This is a genomic window from Herbaspirillum autotrophicum (assembly GCF_001189915.1).
In the GTDB taxonomy this organism is placed as follows: Bacteria; Pseudomonadota; Gammaproteobacteria; order Burkholderiales; family Burkholderiaceae_D; genus Herbaspirillum; species Herbaspirillum autotrophicum.
Window position 1 is genome coordinate 61,226 of sequence record NZ_LFLS01000032.1, and the last position, 14,175, is coordinate 75,400.

The 14,175-nt window shown below is 58.2% G+C and carries 13 protein-coding genes and 5 tRNA genes; 12 read left to right on the top strand and 6 right to left on the bottom strand.

Going from position 1 to position 14,175, the window contains the following annotated elements; all coding sequences use genetic code 11:
• Nucleotides 1-66: 66 nt before the first annotated feature.
• Genes AKL27_RS21120 through AKL27_RS21130 form a run of 3 tightly spaced genes read left to right on the top strand, consistent with a single transcriptional unit; the run spans nt 67 to nt 3,810 of the window.
• Nucleotides 67-2,034: a TonB-dependent receptor family protein gene (locus tag AKL27_RS21120; RefSeq protein WP_050464859.1), complete on the top strand. Its 1,968-nt coding sequence runs from the start codon at nt 67-69 to the stop codon at nt 2,032-2,034.
• A gap of 7 nt (nt 2,035-2,041) precedes the next feature.
• A complete protein-coding gene (locus AKL27_RS21125; protein ID WP_198156035.1) occupies nt 2,042-3,025 on the top strand; it encodes a FecCD family ABC transporter permease in 984 nt (327 codons plus the stop codon).
• On the top strand, nt 3,022-3,810 hold the full coding sequence (locus tag AKL27_RS21130; RefSeq protein ID WP_050464843.1) for an ABC transporter ATP-binding protein: 789 nt from the start codon (nt 3,022-3,024) through the stop codon (nt 3,808-3,810). The genes AKL27_RS21125 and AKL27_RS21130 overlap by 4 nt, the downstream gene beginning before the upstream one ends.
• A 12-nt stretch (nt 3,811-3,822) precedes the next feature.
• Here AKL27_RS21130 and AKL27_RS21135 read toward each other — a convergent pair whose 3' ends face one another.
• The 4 genes from AKL27_RS21135 to AKL27_RS21150 are packed head-to-tail and all read right to left on the bottom strand — an operon-like array spanning nt 3,823 to nt 6,678.
• Complete coding sequence (locus AKL27_RS21135) at nt 3,823-4,725, bottom strand: cobalamin-binding protein (RefSeq protein WP_050464844.1); 903 nt, start codon at nt 4,723-4,725, stop codon at nt 3,823-3,825.
• Nucleotides 4,725-5,564: a pantoate--beta-alanine ligase gene (panC, locus tag AKL27_RS21140; protein WP_050464845.1), complete on the bottom strand. Its 840-nt coding sequence runs from the start codon at nt 5,562-5,564 to the stop codon at nt 4,725-4,727. The genes AKL27_RS21135 and panC overlap by 1 nt, the downstream gene beginning before the upstream one ends.
• Before the next feature lie 21 nt (nt 5,565-5,585).
• Complete coding sequence (locus AKL27_RS21145) at nt 5,586-6,449, bottom strand: segregation and condensation protein A (RefSeq protein ID WP_050464861.1); 864 nt, start codon at nt 6,447-6,449, stop codon at nt 5,586-5,588.
• A 28-nt stretch (nt 6,450-6,477) separates the two neighbouring features.
• Nucleotides 6,478-6,678: a DUF3460 family protein gene (locus AKL27_RS21150; protein WP_050464846.1), complete on the bottom strand. Its 201-nt coding sequence runs from the start codon at nt 6,676-6,678 to the stop codon at nt 6,478-6,480.
• Nucleotides 6,679-6,750: 72 nt separating this feature from the next.
• Between AKL27_RS21150 and bamE the strand changes: the two genes are divergently transcribed.
• Nucleotides 6,751-7,260 carry an outer membrane protein assembly factor BamE domain-containing protein gene (bamE, locus tag AKL27_RS21155; RefSeq protein ID WP_050464847.1) on the top strand — a complete coding sequence of 170 codons (510 nt, stop codon included), beginning with the start codon at nt 6,751-6,753 and terminating at the stop codon, nt 7,258-7,260.
• Between the two features lie 6 nt (nt 7,261-7,266).
• Here bamE and AKL27_RS21160 read toward each other — a convergent pair whose 3' ends face one another.
• On the bottom strand, nt 7,267-7,746 hold the full coding sequence (locus AKL27_RS21160) for a GNAT family N-acetyltransferase (RefSeq protein WP_050464849.1): 480 nt from the start codon (nt 7,744-7,746) through the stop codon (nt 7,267-7,269).
• A gap of 24 nt (nt 7,747-7,770) precedes the next feature.
• Entirely contained in the window at nt 7,771-9,849 is a 2,079-nt protein-coding gene (gene metG, locus AKL27_RS21165; protein ID WP_050464850.1) for a methionine--tRNA ligase, read from the bottom strand.
• Nucleotides 9,850-10,100: 251 nt separating this feature from the next.
• Between metG and apbC the strand changes: the two genes are divergently transcribed.
• The 8 genes from apbC (at nt 10,101) to AKL27_RS21205 (ending at nt 14,121) form a co-directional block, all read left to right on the top strand.
• Nucleotides 10,101-11,189, top strand: coding sequence for an iron-sulfur cluster carrier protein ApbC (apbC, locus tag AKL27_RS21170; protein ID WP_050464851.1), 1,089 nt, complete (start codon nt 10,101-10,103; stop codon nt 11,187-11,189).
• A 90-nt stretch (nt 11,190-11,279) separates the two neighbouring features.
• Nucleotides 11,280-11,681, top strand: coding sequence for a DUF4399 domain-containing protein (locus AKL27_RS21175; RefSeq protein WP_050464852.1), 402 nt, complete (start codon nt 11,280-11,282; stop codon nt 11,679-11,681).
• A 122-nt stretch (nt 11,682-11,803) separates the two neighbouring features.
• Nucleotides 11,804-13,213: a glutamate--tRNA ligase gene (gltX, locus tag AKL27_RS21180; RefSeq protein WP_050464853.1), complete on the top strand. Its 1,410-nt coding sequence runs from the start codon at nt 11,804-11,806 to the stop codon at nt 13,211-13,213.
• Between the two features lie 71 nt (nt 13,214-13,284).
• Nucleotides 13,285-13,360: transfer RNA gene (locus AKL27_RS21185), tRNA-Ala, on the top strand.
• 70 nt (nt 13,361-13,430) lie between these two features.
• Nucleotides 13,431-13,506, top strand: a tRNA-Glu gene (locus tag AKL27_RS21190).
• A gap of 176 nt (nt 13,507-13,682) precedes the next feature.
• Nucleotides 13,683-13,758 (top strand) — tRNA-Glu (locus AKL27_RS21195).
• Nucleotides 13,759-13,934: 176 nt separating this feature from the next.
• A tRNA-Ala gene (locus AKL27_RS21200) sits at nt 13,935-14,010 on the top strand.
• A 35-nt stretch (nt 14,011-14,045) separates the two neighbouring features.
• A tRNA-Glu gene (locus AKL27_RS21205) sits at nt 14,046-14,121 on the top strand.
• The last annotated feature ends 54 nt before the right edge of the window (nt 14,122-14,175 follow it).

The window sequence follows — 14,175 nt, forward strand, 5'->3', positions numbered from 1 at the left end:
CCGGTGATATCGTATGAATCCGGCTTGCGGGGAGGCAGGGCGGAGCAGACCATCCATCAAACCATCATGATTTTTTCAGCCTCCGGTCGCCGGTTCGCGACCCTGACGCCGATTGCCCTCGCTTGCGCGGCAACGGTCACCTTTTCCCTGTGCGCTGCGGCACAAGCCCAAAGCCCGGCCGGCCAGACGCTGGCACCGGTCGTCGTGAGCGGCGCCCGTTTCCCGAATGACCCGGCGTTCAGCCCGGTCGGCGCCACCATCATCACGGCCGACGATATTCGCAGCGCCGGCGTCGATAACGTCAATGAAGCGATTCGCAAGATTGGCGGGGTGTATGGGCGGCAGAACGTGCTTGGCACGGCTGACTTTTCTCTCGATCTGGGCGGCTTCGGCGACACCAGCGATCAAAATATTGTGGTGTTGCTGGACGGCGTCCGTTTGTCGGAGAACGAACAGGCTATTGCGCTGTTATCGACTATTCCGATTGAGACTGTTGAGCGTATAGAGATTGTGCGCGGCGGCAGCAGCGTACTGTATGGCGATGGCGCAACTGGCGGCACAATCCAGATTATTACCAAGCGACCATCACCCGGTGCGGTACATGGCACTATTGTCGGTGAAGTTGGCTCATACGGCAGTCGCGGCATACGGGCATCGGTTGCTAAGGACTGGGATGGTTTTGCCATCGATGCAAATTACAGTAAGCAGCGTTCCGATAATTACCGCGATAACAATGCATCAAGCCAGGAAAATTTCAGCGGTGGCATGCAATGGGCATCAAGTGAAGGACGTTTGGGACTGCGAATCGATACGGCACATAATGACTATCGTCTAGCCGGTCCGCTTACTTATGCGCAATACCAACTCGATGCACGCCAGACCGCAACGCCAAATGATTTCGGTTCGTATGACAGTAACCGGATTACCTTGTTTGCCGAACGCCGGATAGGTGCATTTGAATTTGCAGCGGAGCTTGCTCATCGCGAAAAAATAGCAAAAATGTATCAGGTATTTCCGGGTGGCTTTACTTCGAATTCAGAGGTGCATAGCCGCGTCACCCAATTCTCGCCACGTTTGCGTCATGTACTCAATACCGGAAGTCTGAAAAATGAGGTAGTTGCCGGACTGGACTTTTCTGAATGGGATCTGAATGATTCCATTAGCAAAGCCACGGCCGGACAGCGCTCAAGGGCCATTTACCTGCGCGACGAAATTCAATTCAATCAAAATGCGCGCATCGCGGTTGGTGTACGCCATGAAGTGTTTGATAAAAATGCGCAAGATCCGAACACTTTTGCCAGTAGTTATCAAACCTCGCAGTCGTTAAACGCGTGGGATGTGCAAGCCAGTTATGCCGTGATTCCAGTGCTGCGTTTGTTTGGTAAGGGCGGGCAGAGTTACCGGGTAGCGAACGTTGACGATAATCGTTACACGAATCCGCTTAATCAGGCTTTGCAGCCGCAGATTTCACATGATCTTGAATTTGGTGCAACTCTTGGACGTGATGGACAAAGAGCTACGCTCAAATGGTTTCAGCATCGGCTGACGAACGAGATCATGTTTAATCCTGTGACGTTCACGAACATTAATCTTGATCCGACCAAGCGCCAAGGTGTGGAGTTGGAGGGTTCTGTGCGATTGAATGGCGACTTTACTGCCAGTGCTAGTCTCAGACATGTACGTGCCACTTTCCGGGAGGGGACCAACGCCGGTAAAGATGTGGTGCTGGTGCCGAAGAACGTGGCGACAGCCAGGTTGAACTGGACGTCGGGCATCCAAAGTGCCAATGTCGGCGTGCAATGGGTAGATACGCAGCGGTATGGAAATGATTTTGCCAATACCTGTGCTGCGGTGATGCCGTCATTCACCACCATTGATGCGCGCTATGCCGTTCGTTTTTCAGGATGGGAGTTGGCCGTTTCCGGAGATAATTTATTGGATAAGAAATACTTCAGTCGCGCCTACGGTTGCCAGGGGAATATTTATCCTGATGCCGGACGCTTGCTGAAATTCACCGCCCGTTACGACTTCTAGGAACCCGATGCGTCGTGTCATTCTGCTGTTGTCGCTGATGCTGTTGCTGGCCTTGATGGTGCTGACGCTGGCGTCGTTGTGCGGCAGTGTCGGCTGTCAGCGGTTTTCCGCCGTCGATGAGCATGCGGCGGTGTTGCTGCAGTTGCGTCTGCCGCGGGCGCTGGCGGCGTTTGTGGTGGGCGGCTTGCTGGCGCTGGCCGGAGCATTAATGCAGGTGTTGTTGCGCAATCCGCTGGCCGATCCGTATGTGCTGGGGCTGTCCGGCGGTTCGGCGGCCGGTGCGTTGCTGGCCTTGCTGGCGGCGGGTCATTTCGGGTTTTCCAGTGTCGGTGTGGCGGCCATGGGAGCCTCGGCCGGGGCGGCATTGGCGGTGTCGCTGCTGTTTGGCCTGGCGCGCCGCTCGTTGCGGCATTTGCCGTTGTCGCCGCAATTGGCCGGGCATCGCTTGATATTGACCGGCGTCATGCTGGCGGCCGGGTTTGGTTCGCTGATCAGTCTGGCGCTGACGCTGGCGTCGGATACGCAATTGCGCGGCATGGTGTTCTGGCTCATGGGCGATCTCGATGATGCCCGCTTTTTGCCGGCGGCTGCGGTGGTGCTGCTGCTGGTGCTGATCTGGGCCGTGTTCAATGCCCCGCGTTTGAACATGCTGGCGCGCGGCGAAAGTTTTGCGCAATTGCTCGGGGTGCCGGTGGTGCGCTTGCGCATTGCGCTGTTGTGCGTGGCGTCGCTGTCGACGGCGGCGGCGGTCACGGTGGCCGGAACCATCGGCTTCGTTGGTCTGGTGGTGCCGCATGGCCTGCGCTTGTTGTTTGGCAATGATCAGCGTTTGCTGTTGCCGGCGTCAGTGCTGGCTGGCGGCAGTGCGCTGGCGTTGGCCGACTTGCTGGCGCGCACGATTGCGGCGCCGACCCAATTGCCGGTCGGGGTGGTCACTGCTTTGTGCGGGGTGCCGGTGTTCCTGTGGTTGCTGTCGCGGGGCAAGGCATGAGTGCCGTGCCGGTGTTGCATGCCGGCGGTTTGACGGTGCATGCCGGTACGCGACCATTGCTGACGCAACTGGAATGGCGCGTTCATGCCGGTGAATTCTGGTGTGTGCTCGGACCGAACGGTATCGGTAAAAGTACCTTGCTGCACGCAGTAGCCGGCTTGCAGCCGCCGGCAGCGGGGCAGATTGCCGCCCACGGCAAGCCGCTGGCGGCCATGTCGCCCAATGCCCTGGCGCGCTGGCGCGGTTTGCTGAGCCAGCAACAGCAAGATGCATTTTCCTGCAGCGTGCTTGAGAGCGTGGTGGCAGGACGCTTTCCATATCAGAACGGTTTTGGCTGGGAAAGTCCGGAAGATTTCGTACTGGCGCGGCAGGCGCTGGCCAGTCTCAATATGACCGCGCATAGTGCCGACGATGTGTTGCATTTGTCGGGCGGCGAACGTCAACGGGTGGCGCTGGCAGCCTTGCTGGTGCAGGATCCGGCGCTGCTGTTGCTGGATGAACCGACCTCGCATCAGGACCTGCCGGCGCAATTGGCGATGATGCGGTTGTTGCGCAATCTGACGCAGCAATCGCCGGCCAAGGCGGTGGTCGCGGCCTGTCATGATTTGCATCTGGTGTCGCGCTTTGCCACGCATGCCTTGATCATCGGCCATGAGCGCCATTGGCAAGGGCCACTGGACGAGGTGCTGCGGCCCGCTATTCTGGGGCTGGCATTCAATTGCGAATTTGACGTGATTACCACCGCGCAGGGCAGTCTGTTCCTGCCGCTCGACGCCCGCAGTTGAATTCGGCTGCGCTTACGGCGCGGCGGTGTTGCGGCTGCGGGTACGGACCAGATCCAGCGTTTTGCACACTTCTTCCGTGGCATCGACAATGCGTGGGCCGGCCCGGTTGAGCCAGTCGGCATTGACCACGAACAGATTGTTGGCGGCCACCGCTTTCATGCGGCTGAAGCGCTGCCAGCTTTTGAGTGGTGCGTCCTTGGCGTCGGAGGGCGTCAGAATGGCATCGGGATCCGCCGCCAGTACCGCTTCCACGCTGACGGTCGGCGCCAGTTGCGGCAGGCCGGCAAAGATGTTGCGGCCACCGCAGGTGCGCAGCACGGTCGATACCATGTGATCACCATTGAGGGTGGTCAGCGGCTGACTCCAGATTTGATAAAACACACTGACGCTGCTGCGGTTGCGATAGCGCTGTTCCAGTGCATGCCAGCGGCTGCGAAACCCGGCGGCCGCTTTGGCGCCGCTGGCGTCGGTAGCGCTCAGTCTGGCCAGCCGTTCGATGGAGCTGGCAATCATTTCGAAGTCGTTTGGCTGACTTTCAAATACAGGTATGTGCAATTCCCGCAGACGCGCCACTTGCGCGGCCGAGTTGCCGCTGTGCCAGGCCACCACCAGATCGGGTTTGAGGGTGATGATGGTTTCCAGATCGGCATTGCGGATGCGGCCAATCGAACGGATATTGCCGGCGGCGGCGGGGTAGTCGCTGAAATTGCTGACGCCGACCAGATAAGGACCGGCGCCGGCAGCGAACAATAATTCGGTAGTGTGCGGCGCGAGACTGACAATGCGACGCGCCGGTCGTGTCAGCGTAACGGTATTGCCCTGATCGTCAGTGACGCTGAGGGGGCCGACGGCAATTGCCACTGGCGGCAGCGCCAACGCCAGCAGCAAGGTCAGCGCTGGCGCGGGTGATGGCATCAGACTTCTAGGTTGTCGATCAGGCGGGTGTTGCCGAGTTTGGCGGCGGCCACGACCACCAGCGGCGTGCCTTGCGCCAGATCGTCGGCTGAAGGTGCTTGCAGATTGATGCGTTTGCGGATCGAGATGTAGTCCGGTTGCCAGCCGCGTTGCGCCAGTGTCGACATGGCTTGTTGTTCCAGTGCCGGAACATCCAGATGGCCGCTGCGGATGGCGCTGGCAACGTGATCGAGCGCCTGGTAGAGTGCCGGCGCTTCGCTGCGCTCGTCGTCCGACAGGTAGCGATTGCGTGACGATAAGGCCAGGCCGTCTTCAGCGCGGAAGGTTTCGGCAGCGATGATTTCGGTCGGCAGCGCAAACTGGCGCGCCATATTGCGCACGATCATCAGTTGCTGATAATCCTTTTTGCCGAATACCGCAACGCGCGGCTGCACACAGGAAAACAGTTTCATCACGACCGTGGTGACGCCGGTAAAGAAGCCGGGACGGAACTCACCTTCCAGAATGTTGCCGAGATCGTCCGGCGGCTGCACGCGATATTCCTGCGGCTCCGGATACATATCTTTCTCGGTCGGCGCGAACAGCACGTATACGCCTTCTTTTTCCAGTTTTTCCACGTCGTCCTGAAAGGTGCGCGGATACTTGTCAAAATCCTCATTCGGTCCGAATTGCAGGCGATTGACGAAGATCGAAGCCACGACCGGGTCGCCGTGTGTGCGTGCCAGCCGCATCAGCGACAGATGGCCTTCATGCAGATTGCCCATGGTCGGGACAAATGCCGTGCGTAACTGACCGCGCAACTGATCGCGCAATTCTTCAATGGAAGAGATGATTTTCATATTCGGTATGGAGTTCTGTTACTAGCTTGGCGAGTAAGACAGTCGCACATAAATTGGCGCAAACGGCTCAGCCTGGGTGATCTCGATCAGAGTCTCCTTGGCTAGTTCGAGCAGCGCCACGAAATTGACCACCAGCACGGGCACGCCGCGCGAGGGATCGAACAGGTCGGAGAATTCGACGAAGCGCGCCGATTGCAGACGACGCAAGATACCGGTCATGTGTTCCCGTACCGATAATTCTTCGCGGCTGATGTGGTGATGCTGGATCAGTTTGGCGCGCCGGATGACATCGGCCCAGGCGGCTTGCAGATCATTGAGATCGACTTCCGGCCAGCGCGTGACAATGGTTTGCTCGATATGCACTTGCGTGCGCACATAATCGCGGCCCACCTGCGGCAGGGAGTCCAGCTCCTGTGCCGCCAGCTTCATCTGTTCGTATTCCAGCAGACGACGTACCAGTTCGGCGCGCGGATCTTCGGCTTCTTCACCGGTGTCGGCCTTGCGCACCGGCAGCAGCATGCGCGATTTGATCTCGATCAGCATGGCGGCCATCAGCAGATACTCGGCGGCCAGCTCCAGATTGTGTTTGCGGATTTGTTCGACATACTCCAGATACTGCAGGGTGACCTGCGCCATCGGAATATCGAGGATATTGAAATTCTGCTTGCGGATCAGGTACAGCAACAGATCCAGCGGCCCCTGAAATGCTTCCAGGAAAATTTCCAGGGCATCGGGCGGAATGTAGAGGTCGTTCGGCAGCTTGAACAGCGGTTCGCCATACAGCTTGGCGAAAGCGACGCCATCAATGACGTCGGGGGTCGTGTCCGGCTGGCCGGCGAGTACCAGTTCGCTGGCGTCGCCGCTAGTTTCACTGCTGTCATTCATGCCACTGATGCCACTCATGTCGCAATAATCAGTGGTTTTGGTAGACGTAAGGCGATTGCTCGACGCGCGATTCCTTGTCGCGCGCGCTCTTGTCCAGATCCAGCGGGGTCTTGTCCCACAGCAAGGCACGGCCGGCGCGCTGCTGTTCTTCCAGTTGCGGATTTTTCACCTTGAGTTCAGCGATGAACTTGGTTGCTTCGGACTCGTAGTGCTTGAATTGCTTGGCCATGGATTTTCCGGCGCTTTCTGTATGCAGGATGGAATTAGCGCTATTCTACCTTGTCTTGAGACTGGAGTGACTATGCGTGTTGGTAAGGTTTTTGGCTGGATCGGTGCGTGCGGTGCGGCATTGCTGATGCTGGGCTGTGATCGCAATGGCAATCCGATAGAGGAGTTCGGCTTGGATAAATTGAGCAAAGGCGTCTCGACCGAGGCGGAAGTGCGTACCGTCATGGGGCAACCCGACACGGTATGGGAAGAAGAGGATGGCCGGCGCACGCTGGAATATCCGAAAGGGCCGCAGGGCGTGCGTACCTGGATGTTTTCGATTGCCGCCGATGGACGCATGCTCGATTACACGCAGGTGCTGACGGCGGAGAATTTCGCCAAGGTGGTGCCGGGCATGCGCAGTGAGGACGTGCGCCGCCTGCTGGGACGGCCGCGCACAATCGTGCCGTTCAAGCGCAAGAATGAAGAAGTATGGGACTGGCGCTATCAGAATATCAACGAACCGCGGCTGTTCAATGTCCACTTTGACATGGACAGCCACAAGGTAGTGGCTACCTCGCATTCGGAGATTTCCGGCTATTGATGCGGTTCAGGGTCTGAGCCAGCGGCGCATGACGATGGGCGGCTGTTCCTGTGGATTGGCACGGGTGTATTCGAGTTCCGGTGCAATTTCAAAGCCGAGCGCAGCATACAGGTCGACCAGTTGCGCCTGATCCAGTCGTACCGCCAGCCGCAATTCCCGCACGTCGGCTGCCAGCGCCCGATGGATCAGTGCTTCCATCAGGTGCTGAGACAAGCGTTCGCCGCGATAACCGGGCACGATGCCCATGCGCATGACTTCCCACACGTCAAGCTCGGTATCGAGCGGCAGCCAGCGCACCGAACCGGCCGGTACATCGTTGCGCAACAGCACGAAGCCGCCGCCGCGCTGCAAATCTTCCGCGACGCGCAGCGGTGCTTCGACGTGGCCGCTGGAGCTGGCGGCCACCTTGTTGGCCCAACTGCTACGGGTCAGTTCTGCAATCAGTGCCGCATCGTCTGCGGTCGCTTCCCGTATCAATAATTCCATGGCGCTGTTCCGATACCAGGCGGTTTAACGTACCCGCATGCCTGGTTCTGCACCGGGCCATGGGTTGAGTACATAAATGCCCGGTTTGGATTTTTCATCCTTGGCCGAGGCTGCCAGCACCATGCCTTCGGAAATGCCGAACTTCATCTTGCGCGGCGCCAGATTGGCCACCATTACGGTCAGCTTGCCGACCAGCTCTTCCGGTTTGTAGGCCGAGGCGATGCCCGAGAACACGTTGCGGGTCTTGCCTTCACCGGCATCAAGCGTCAGGCGCAGCAACTTGGTCGATCCTTCGACCGCTTCGCAATTGACGATTTTGGCAATGCGCAAATCGATCCTGGCAAAGTCATCGATGCTGATTTCCGGCGCCGGTTCTTCGATGCTGCTTTCGGCCACGGCAGGTTCGGCTGCGGCGGGCGCTTCCGGCGCTTCGAACAAGGCATCCAGCATTTTCGGTTCGACCCGGGTCATCAGATGGCTGTAGGCGTTGATCACGTGGCCGTCGGGCAGGGCGTTGCTGACGTCGCTCCATTGGAATGGCGCGACATTCAGGAAGCTCTCGACTTGCGCTGCCAGTTGCGGCAATACCGGTTTCAGGTACACGGTCAGGATGCGGAAGGCCTCCAGCAAGCGGCTGCAGACTTCATGCAATTGCGCGTCCTTGCTGCTGTCCTTGGCCAGTTCCCATGGCTTGTTGGCATCGACGTAGGCATTCACGGCATCAGCCTGATCCATGACGGCACGCAGCGCTTTGCCGTATTCGCGCTGGTCATACAGCGCCTGGATTTCCGGCGCCACATTGCGCAGTTTGTCGAGGAAGGCGTCGCCGCTGACGGCCCAGGCCATGCTCAGCTTGCCGTCGAAACGTTTGGCGATGAAGCCGGCAGCACGGCTGGCGATGTTGACGTACTTGCCGATCAGATCGGCATTGACGCGGGCCACGAAGTCATCCGGGTTGAAATCGACATCTTCGACCTTGGCATTGAGTTTGGCGGCAATGTAATAGCGCATCCATTCCGGATTCATGCCGATGTCGAGATAGCGCAGCGGCGAAATGCCGGTGCCGCGCGATTTCGACATTTTTTCGCCGCTGACGGTAATGAAGCCATGAGCGAACACATTGTTCGGCACCTTGCGGCCGGCGAACTTGAGCATGGCCGGCCAGAACAGGGTATGGAAATACGTGATGTCCTTGCCGATGAAGTGATATTGCTCGGTGTCCGGGTCGGCCATAAAGGCATCGAAATCGCGGCCGGTCTTGTCGAAGTAATTCTTGAGCGACGCCAGATAGCCGATTGGCGCATCGAGCCAGACATAGAAGTACTTGCCCGGGGCATCCGGAATTTCGATGCCGAAATACGGTGCATCGCGGCTGATATCCCAGTCGCCCAGACCGCTGCCTTCGCCATCCTTGCCATCCAGCCATTCGCGTGCCTTGTTGGCCACTTCCGGTTGCAGGCGGTTGCCCTCCAGCGCCCATTCGCGCAAAAAGGCCACGCACTTCGGATCCGACAGGGTAAAGAAGAAATGTTCCGATGATTTCATCACCGGGGTCGCGCCGGACAGCGTCGAGTACGGATTCCTGAGGTCGGTCGGCGCATACACCGCGCTGCAGACTTCACAGGAGTCGCCATACTGGTCCTTGGCGCCACACTTGGGACATTCGCCCTTGATATAGCGATCCGGCAAGAACATGTTTTTGACCGGATCGTAGAACTGGTCGATGGTTTTGGTGGTGATCAGCTTGGCGTTGTCGCGCAGCGAACGGTAAATTTCTTGCGACAGGGCATGATTTTCCGGGCCATCGGTCGAGTGCCAGTTGTCGAAGGCGATATGAAAACCGTCCAGATACTGCTTGCGCCCGGCAGCGATGCCCGCCACGAATTGCTGTGGCGTCACGCCGGCCTTCTCGGCGGCGATCATGATCGGCGCGCCATGGGCGTCATCGGCACCGACGAAATGTACCTCATGGCCCTGCATTCGCTGAAACCGGACCCAGATGTCGGCCTGGATGTATTCCATGATGTGGCCGATGTGAAACGCGCCGTTGGCGTAGGGGAGGGCGGTGGTAACGAAGAGTTGACGGGCTGATGAGGTGCTCATTGGCGATGCTTGGGGTTGGTGTGGGTGGAAAAGAGGGTAATTTTAGCAGCCGTATCGGGTTTGGCGCTTATATATACAGAAAATGCTGCTTGCACAGGCTGCCGCAGGTGCCGGATCGCCGGCTTTTATGCCGTATTGGCGGCAAATGTCCGAGGCATGGAGCCGGAATCTTGTCGCCCCGGCAATCTGCAATGTTGCGACGGCCATGATCCGATTGGTTTAGACTTGCGGGTATCGAACAAGGAGAGGTAATGAGCATCACCGTAGAAGCAGTCAAGGCCGCCCTGGCGCAAGTCATTGATCCGAATACCGGCAAGGATCTGGTTACTGGCAGGGCGGTCAAAAATCTCAAGGCAGAAGCTGGTGTGGTTGCCTTTGATGTCGAACTCGGTTATCCGGCCAAGAGCCAGATCGAATTGATTCGCAGTGCCGCGCAGGCGGCAGTGCAAGGTTTGCCGGGTGTCACCAGCGTTGCGGCCAATGTCTATTTCAAGATCGTCGCGCATTCCGTGCAGCGCGGCCTCAAGCTCAAATCCAACGTCAAGAACATCATTGCAGTGGCGTCCGGCAAGGGCGGCGTCGGCAAATCGACGACTGCCGTGAATCTGGCGCTGGCGCTGGCTGCCGAAGGCGCGCAGGTGGGGATTCTGGATGCCGATATCTACGGTCCGTCGCAACCGATGATGATGGGTATCAGTGCCCGGCCCGAAACACTGGACGGCAAAACCATGGAGCCGCTGGAAAATCACGGCCTGCAAGTGTCGTCGATCGGTTTCATGATCGATCCTGATGAACCGATGGTCTGGCGCGGGCCGATTGTCACGCAGGCCTTGCAGCAATTGCTGGATCAGACCAACTGGCGCGATCTTGATTACCTGATCGTGGATATGCCGCCGGGGACCGGTGATGTACAGCTGACCTTGTCGCAAAAGGTGCCGGTAACCGGCGCCGTGATCGTCACCACGCCGCAGGACATCGCCTTGCTGGATGCGCGCAAGGGCTTGAAGATGTTCGAGAAGGTCGGGATTCCGATTCTGGGCATCGTCGAAAACATGAGTACCCATATCTGTTCCAACTGCGGTCACGCCGAAGCCATCTTCGGTGCCGGCGGCGGCGAAAAGATGTGTGCCGACTTCGGCGTCGACTTCCTGGGTGCCTTGCCACTGACGATGGCGATCCGCGAACAGGCTGATTCCGGGCGGCCGACGGTAGTGGCAGAGCCGGATGGACAAATTGCAGAAATTTACAAGAACATTGCCCGCAAGGTCGCGGTCAAAGTGGCGGAGAAGGCCAAGGACATGACCAGCAAGTTCCCGAGCATCGTGATTCAGAACGACTGATTGCAGCACGATTGCACGTGCGCTGGCGGCAGGGCAGGTCCGGGGCCATTTTATGAACCATGAATGAACGATCCTTCTGGAGGAAACACCATGAAATCCCGACTTGCCCTGTTGTTGTTCTGTAGTGCTGCCTTGCTGGCACCGTTTGCACAGGCCGCCGATGCATCGGTGTCCCTGTTGGCGCCGAAGGATGGCGCGGTTGTCACCAGCCCGTTTGATGTCAGGTTTGGCGTCAGCGGCATGGAGATCAAACCGGCCGGCGACATGACGCCCAATACCGGTCATCATCACCTGTTGATCAACAGCGGCAGCATTCCGGCCGGCGAAGCCATTCCGATGGATGCCACCCATCTGCATTACGGCAAGGGGCAGACCGAAGCCAGCGTCACGCTGCCGCCGGGCAAGTACCAGCTGACCGCGCAGTTCGCCAATGGCGCGCATCAGTCGTATGGTCCGGCCTTGAGCAAGACCATCAACATCACCGTCAAGTAGCTGGTCAAGTAGCGGCGCCATGTTGCCGGCTGCATTCCCTCGCGGCAGGCAACACGGTAAAATGACGACTTTCCCATTTTGCAGATAACGGCTTTGGTATCCCAAGGCCGTTTTTACTTACGATGACAACAGCCAACACCCCCGTACGCACCCGCTTTGCGCCCAGCCCGACCGGTTATCTTCATCTGGGCGGCGCCCGTACGGCGCTGTTTTCGTGGGCTTATGCACACCGTTTCGGCGGCACCTTCGTGTTGCGTATCGAAGATACCGATGTCGAACGTTCCACGCCGGAAGCAGTGCAAGCCATCATCGACGGCATGCAATGGCTGGGTTTGCACCATGACGAAGGTCCGTTCTATCAGATGAAGCGCATGGACCGCTATCGCGAAGTGCTGGCGCAAATGCTGGCGCAGGGCACGGCGTATTACTGTTACTCGTCGCCGGAAGAAGTGGAAGCGATGCGCGAACGGCAACGCGCCGCCGGCGACAAGCCGCGCTATGACGGCACCTGGCGGCCGGAAGCGGGCAAGACCTTGCCGGCGATTCCGGCCGATCGCAAGCCGGTGGTGCGCTTCAAGAATCCGCTCGATGGCGATGTGACCTGGGACGATGTGGTCAAGGGCACCATCACGATTTCCAATCGCGAGATGGATGATCTGGTGATCGCCCGTCCGGACGGCACGCCAACCTACAATTTCTGCGTGGTGGTGGACGACTGGGACATGAAGATCACGCACGTGATTCGCGGCGATGACCATGTCAACAATACACCGCGCCAGATCAATATTCTGAAAGCACTGGGCGGCACGTTGCCGCTGTATGGCCACGTACCGATGATTCTCGGCGCCGATGGTGAAAAGCTGTCCAAGCGTCACGGCGCGGTCAGCGTCATGGATTACCCGGCACAAGGTTATCTGCCGGAAGCGATGCTGAATTATCTGGCGCGTCTGGGCTGGAGCCACGGTGACGAAGAGGTGTTCTCGATGGAGCAGTTCTGCGGCTGGTTCGACCTGGACCACTTGTCGAAATCGCCGGCGCAATTCAATCAGGAAAAACTGGCCTGGCTGAACAATCACTACATCAAGCTGGCTGACAATGCGCGTCTGGAAAAGCTGGTGCGGCCGTTGCTGGAAAAAGAAGGTGCACAACTGGATGGCGCGCCGTCGCTGGAACTGACCATCGGTTTGCTCAAAGAGCGCGCCAATACCGTCAACGATATTGCGGCCGCAGTGATGATGTTTTATCGGCAACCCGCACCGGATGCGGCGTTGCTGGCACAACATGTCACCGACGCCATCAAGCCGGTGCTGCAGGATTTTGCCGCACGCTGCGCTACTGTTGAATGGAAGAAGGACGCGCTGGCGCCGATGATCAAGGAAGTATTGGCCGAGCACAAACTGAAGATGCCGCAATTGGCGATGCCGTTGCGTCTGTTGGTGGCGGGTCAGTTGCAGACACCTGCAATCGATGTCGTGCTCGAATTGTTTGGTCGTGAAGTCGTGCTGGAACGCCTGAAAAAAGGCCTGGCGTAATATTTCAGAAAAACTGAAAACAGTCATTGCACGTTCCAATAAAACGTTGCTATAATCTCGCTTCTTCGCAAGGGGGTATAGCTCAGCTGGGAGAGCGCTTGCATGGCATGCAAGAGGTCAGCGGTTCGATCCCGCTTACCTCCACCAGCGACTGAAGATGTTGTGGCAATGAAAGTTGCAGCGACAGGCAGCAAGCAGTAAAGTTTGGACACTATACGTCCCCATCGTCTAGAGGCCTAGGACATCACCCTTTCACGGTGAGTACGGGGGTTCGAATCCCCCTGGGGACGCCAGCTTTTCGATCTGTGGTGTGAGTGAGGTGCCTGCGCACCTTGCGTGCAGGATTCGAAGGGTTGCGCTTGCCAGCGCAACAGCGGCCGGCAGTATGTGGGCGAATCCCCCTGGGGACGCCAGTTTTATCTTCTTTGAAATGCCAGAAGAAGCAGCAGTGAGCACTACCGGACATTATGTCCCCATCGTCTAGAGGCCTAGGACATCACCCTTTCACGGTGAGTACGGGGGTTCGAATCCCCCTGGGGACGCCAGATAAAAAACGTTCGCGCAAGCGGGCGTTTTTCTTTTCTGATGCATGAGAAAGGTGCCTGAGCGCCTTGCATGCAGGATTGTTGCGAAGCGCCCGCACCAGCGGGCGTTTGTTTGTAGAGATAAACCCGTCAGGGATGCCAGTTAAAAAATATTCGCGCAAGCGGGTGTTTTGTTGGGGGGTATAGCTCAGCTGGGAGAGCGCTTGCATGGCATGCAAGAGGTCAGCGGTTCGATCCCGCTTACCTCCACCAATGATTAGCAGTAAAGCTTGGACACTATATGTTATGTCCCCATCGTCTAGAGGCCTAGGACATCACCCTTTCACGGTGAGTACGGGGGTTCGAATCCCCCTGGGGACGCCAAACAAAAACGCCCGCGCATGCGGGTGTTTTGCCATCTGCGGCGTGAGCGAGGTG

Coding starts and splice junctions, on each gene's coding strand:
- AKL27_RS21120 (WP_050464859.1), top strand. CDS start 67: ATGATTTTTTCAGCCTCCGGTCGCCGGTTCGCGACCCTGACGCCGATT.
- AKL27_RS21135 (WP_050464844.1), bottom strand. CDS start 4,725: ATGCCATCACCCGCGCCAGCGCTGACCTTGCTGCTGGCGTTGGCGCTG.
- metG (WP_050464850.1), bottom strand. CDS start 9,849: ATGAGCACCTCATCAGCCCGTCAACTCTTCGTTACCACCGCCCTCCCC.
- apbC (WP_050464851.1), top strand. CDS start 10,101: ATGAGCATCACCGTAGAAGCAGTCAAGGCCGCCCTGGCGCAAGTCATT.
- AKL27_RS21160 (WP_050464849.1), bottom strand. CDS start 7,746: ATGGAATTATTGATACGGGAAGCGACCGCAGACGATGCGGCACTGATT.
- AKL27_RS21145 (WP_050464861.1), bottom strand. CDS start 6,449: ATGAATGACAGCAGTGAAACTAGCGGCGACGCCAGCGAACTGGTACTC.
- gltX (WP_050464853.1), top strand. CDS start 11,804: ATGACAACAGCCAACACCCCCGTACGCACCCGCTTTGCGCCCAGCCCG.
- AKL27_RS21175 (WP_050464852.1), top strand. CDS start 11,280: ATGAAATCCCGACTTGCCCTGTTGTTGTTCTGTAGTGCTGCCTTGCTG.
- AKL27_RS21130 (WP_050464843.1), top strand. CDS start 3,022: ATGAGTGCCGTGCCGGTGTTGCATGCCGGCGGTTTGACGGTGCATGCC.
- AKL27_RS21125 (WP_198156035.1), top strand. CDS start 2,042: ATGCGTCGTGTCATTCTGCTGTTGTCGCTGATGCTGTTGCTGGCCTTG.
- panC (WP_050464845.1), bottom strand. CDS start 5,564: ATGAAAATCATCTCTTCCATTGAAGAATTGCGCGATCAGTTGCGCGGT.
- AKL27_RS21150 (WP_050464846.1), bottom strand. CDS start 6,678: ATGGCCAAGCAATTCAAGCACTACGAGTCCGAAGCAACCAAGTTCATC.
- bamE (WP_050464847.1), top strand. CDS start 6,751: ATGCGTGTTGGTAAGGTTTTTGGCTGGATCGGTGCGTGCGGTGCGGCA.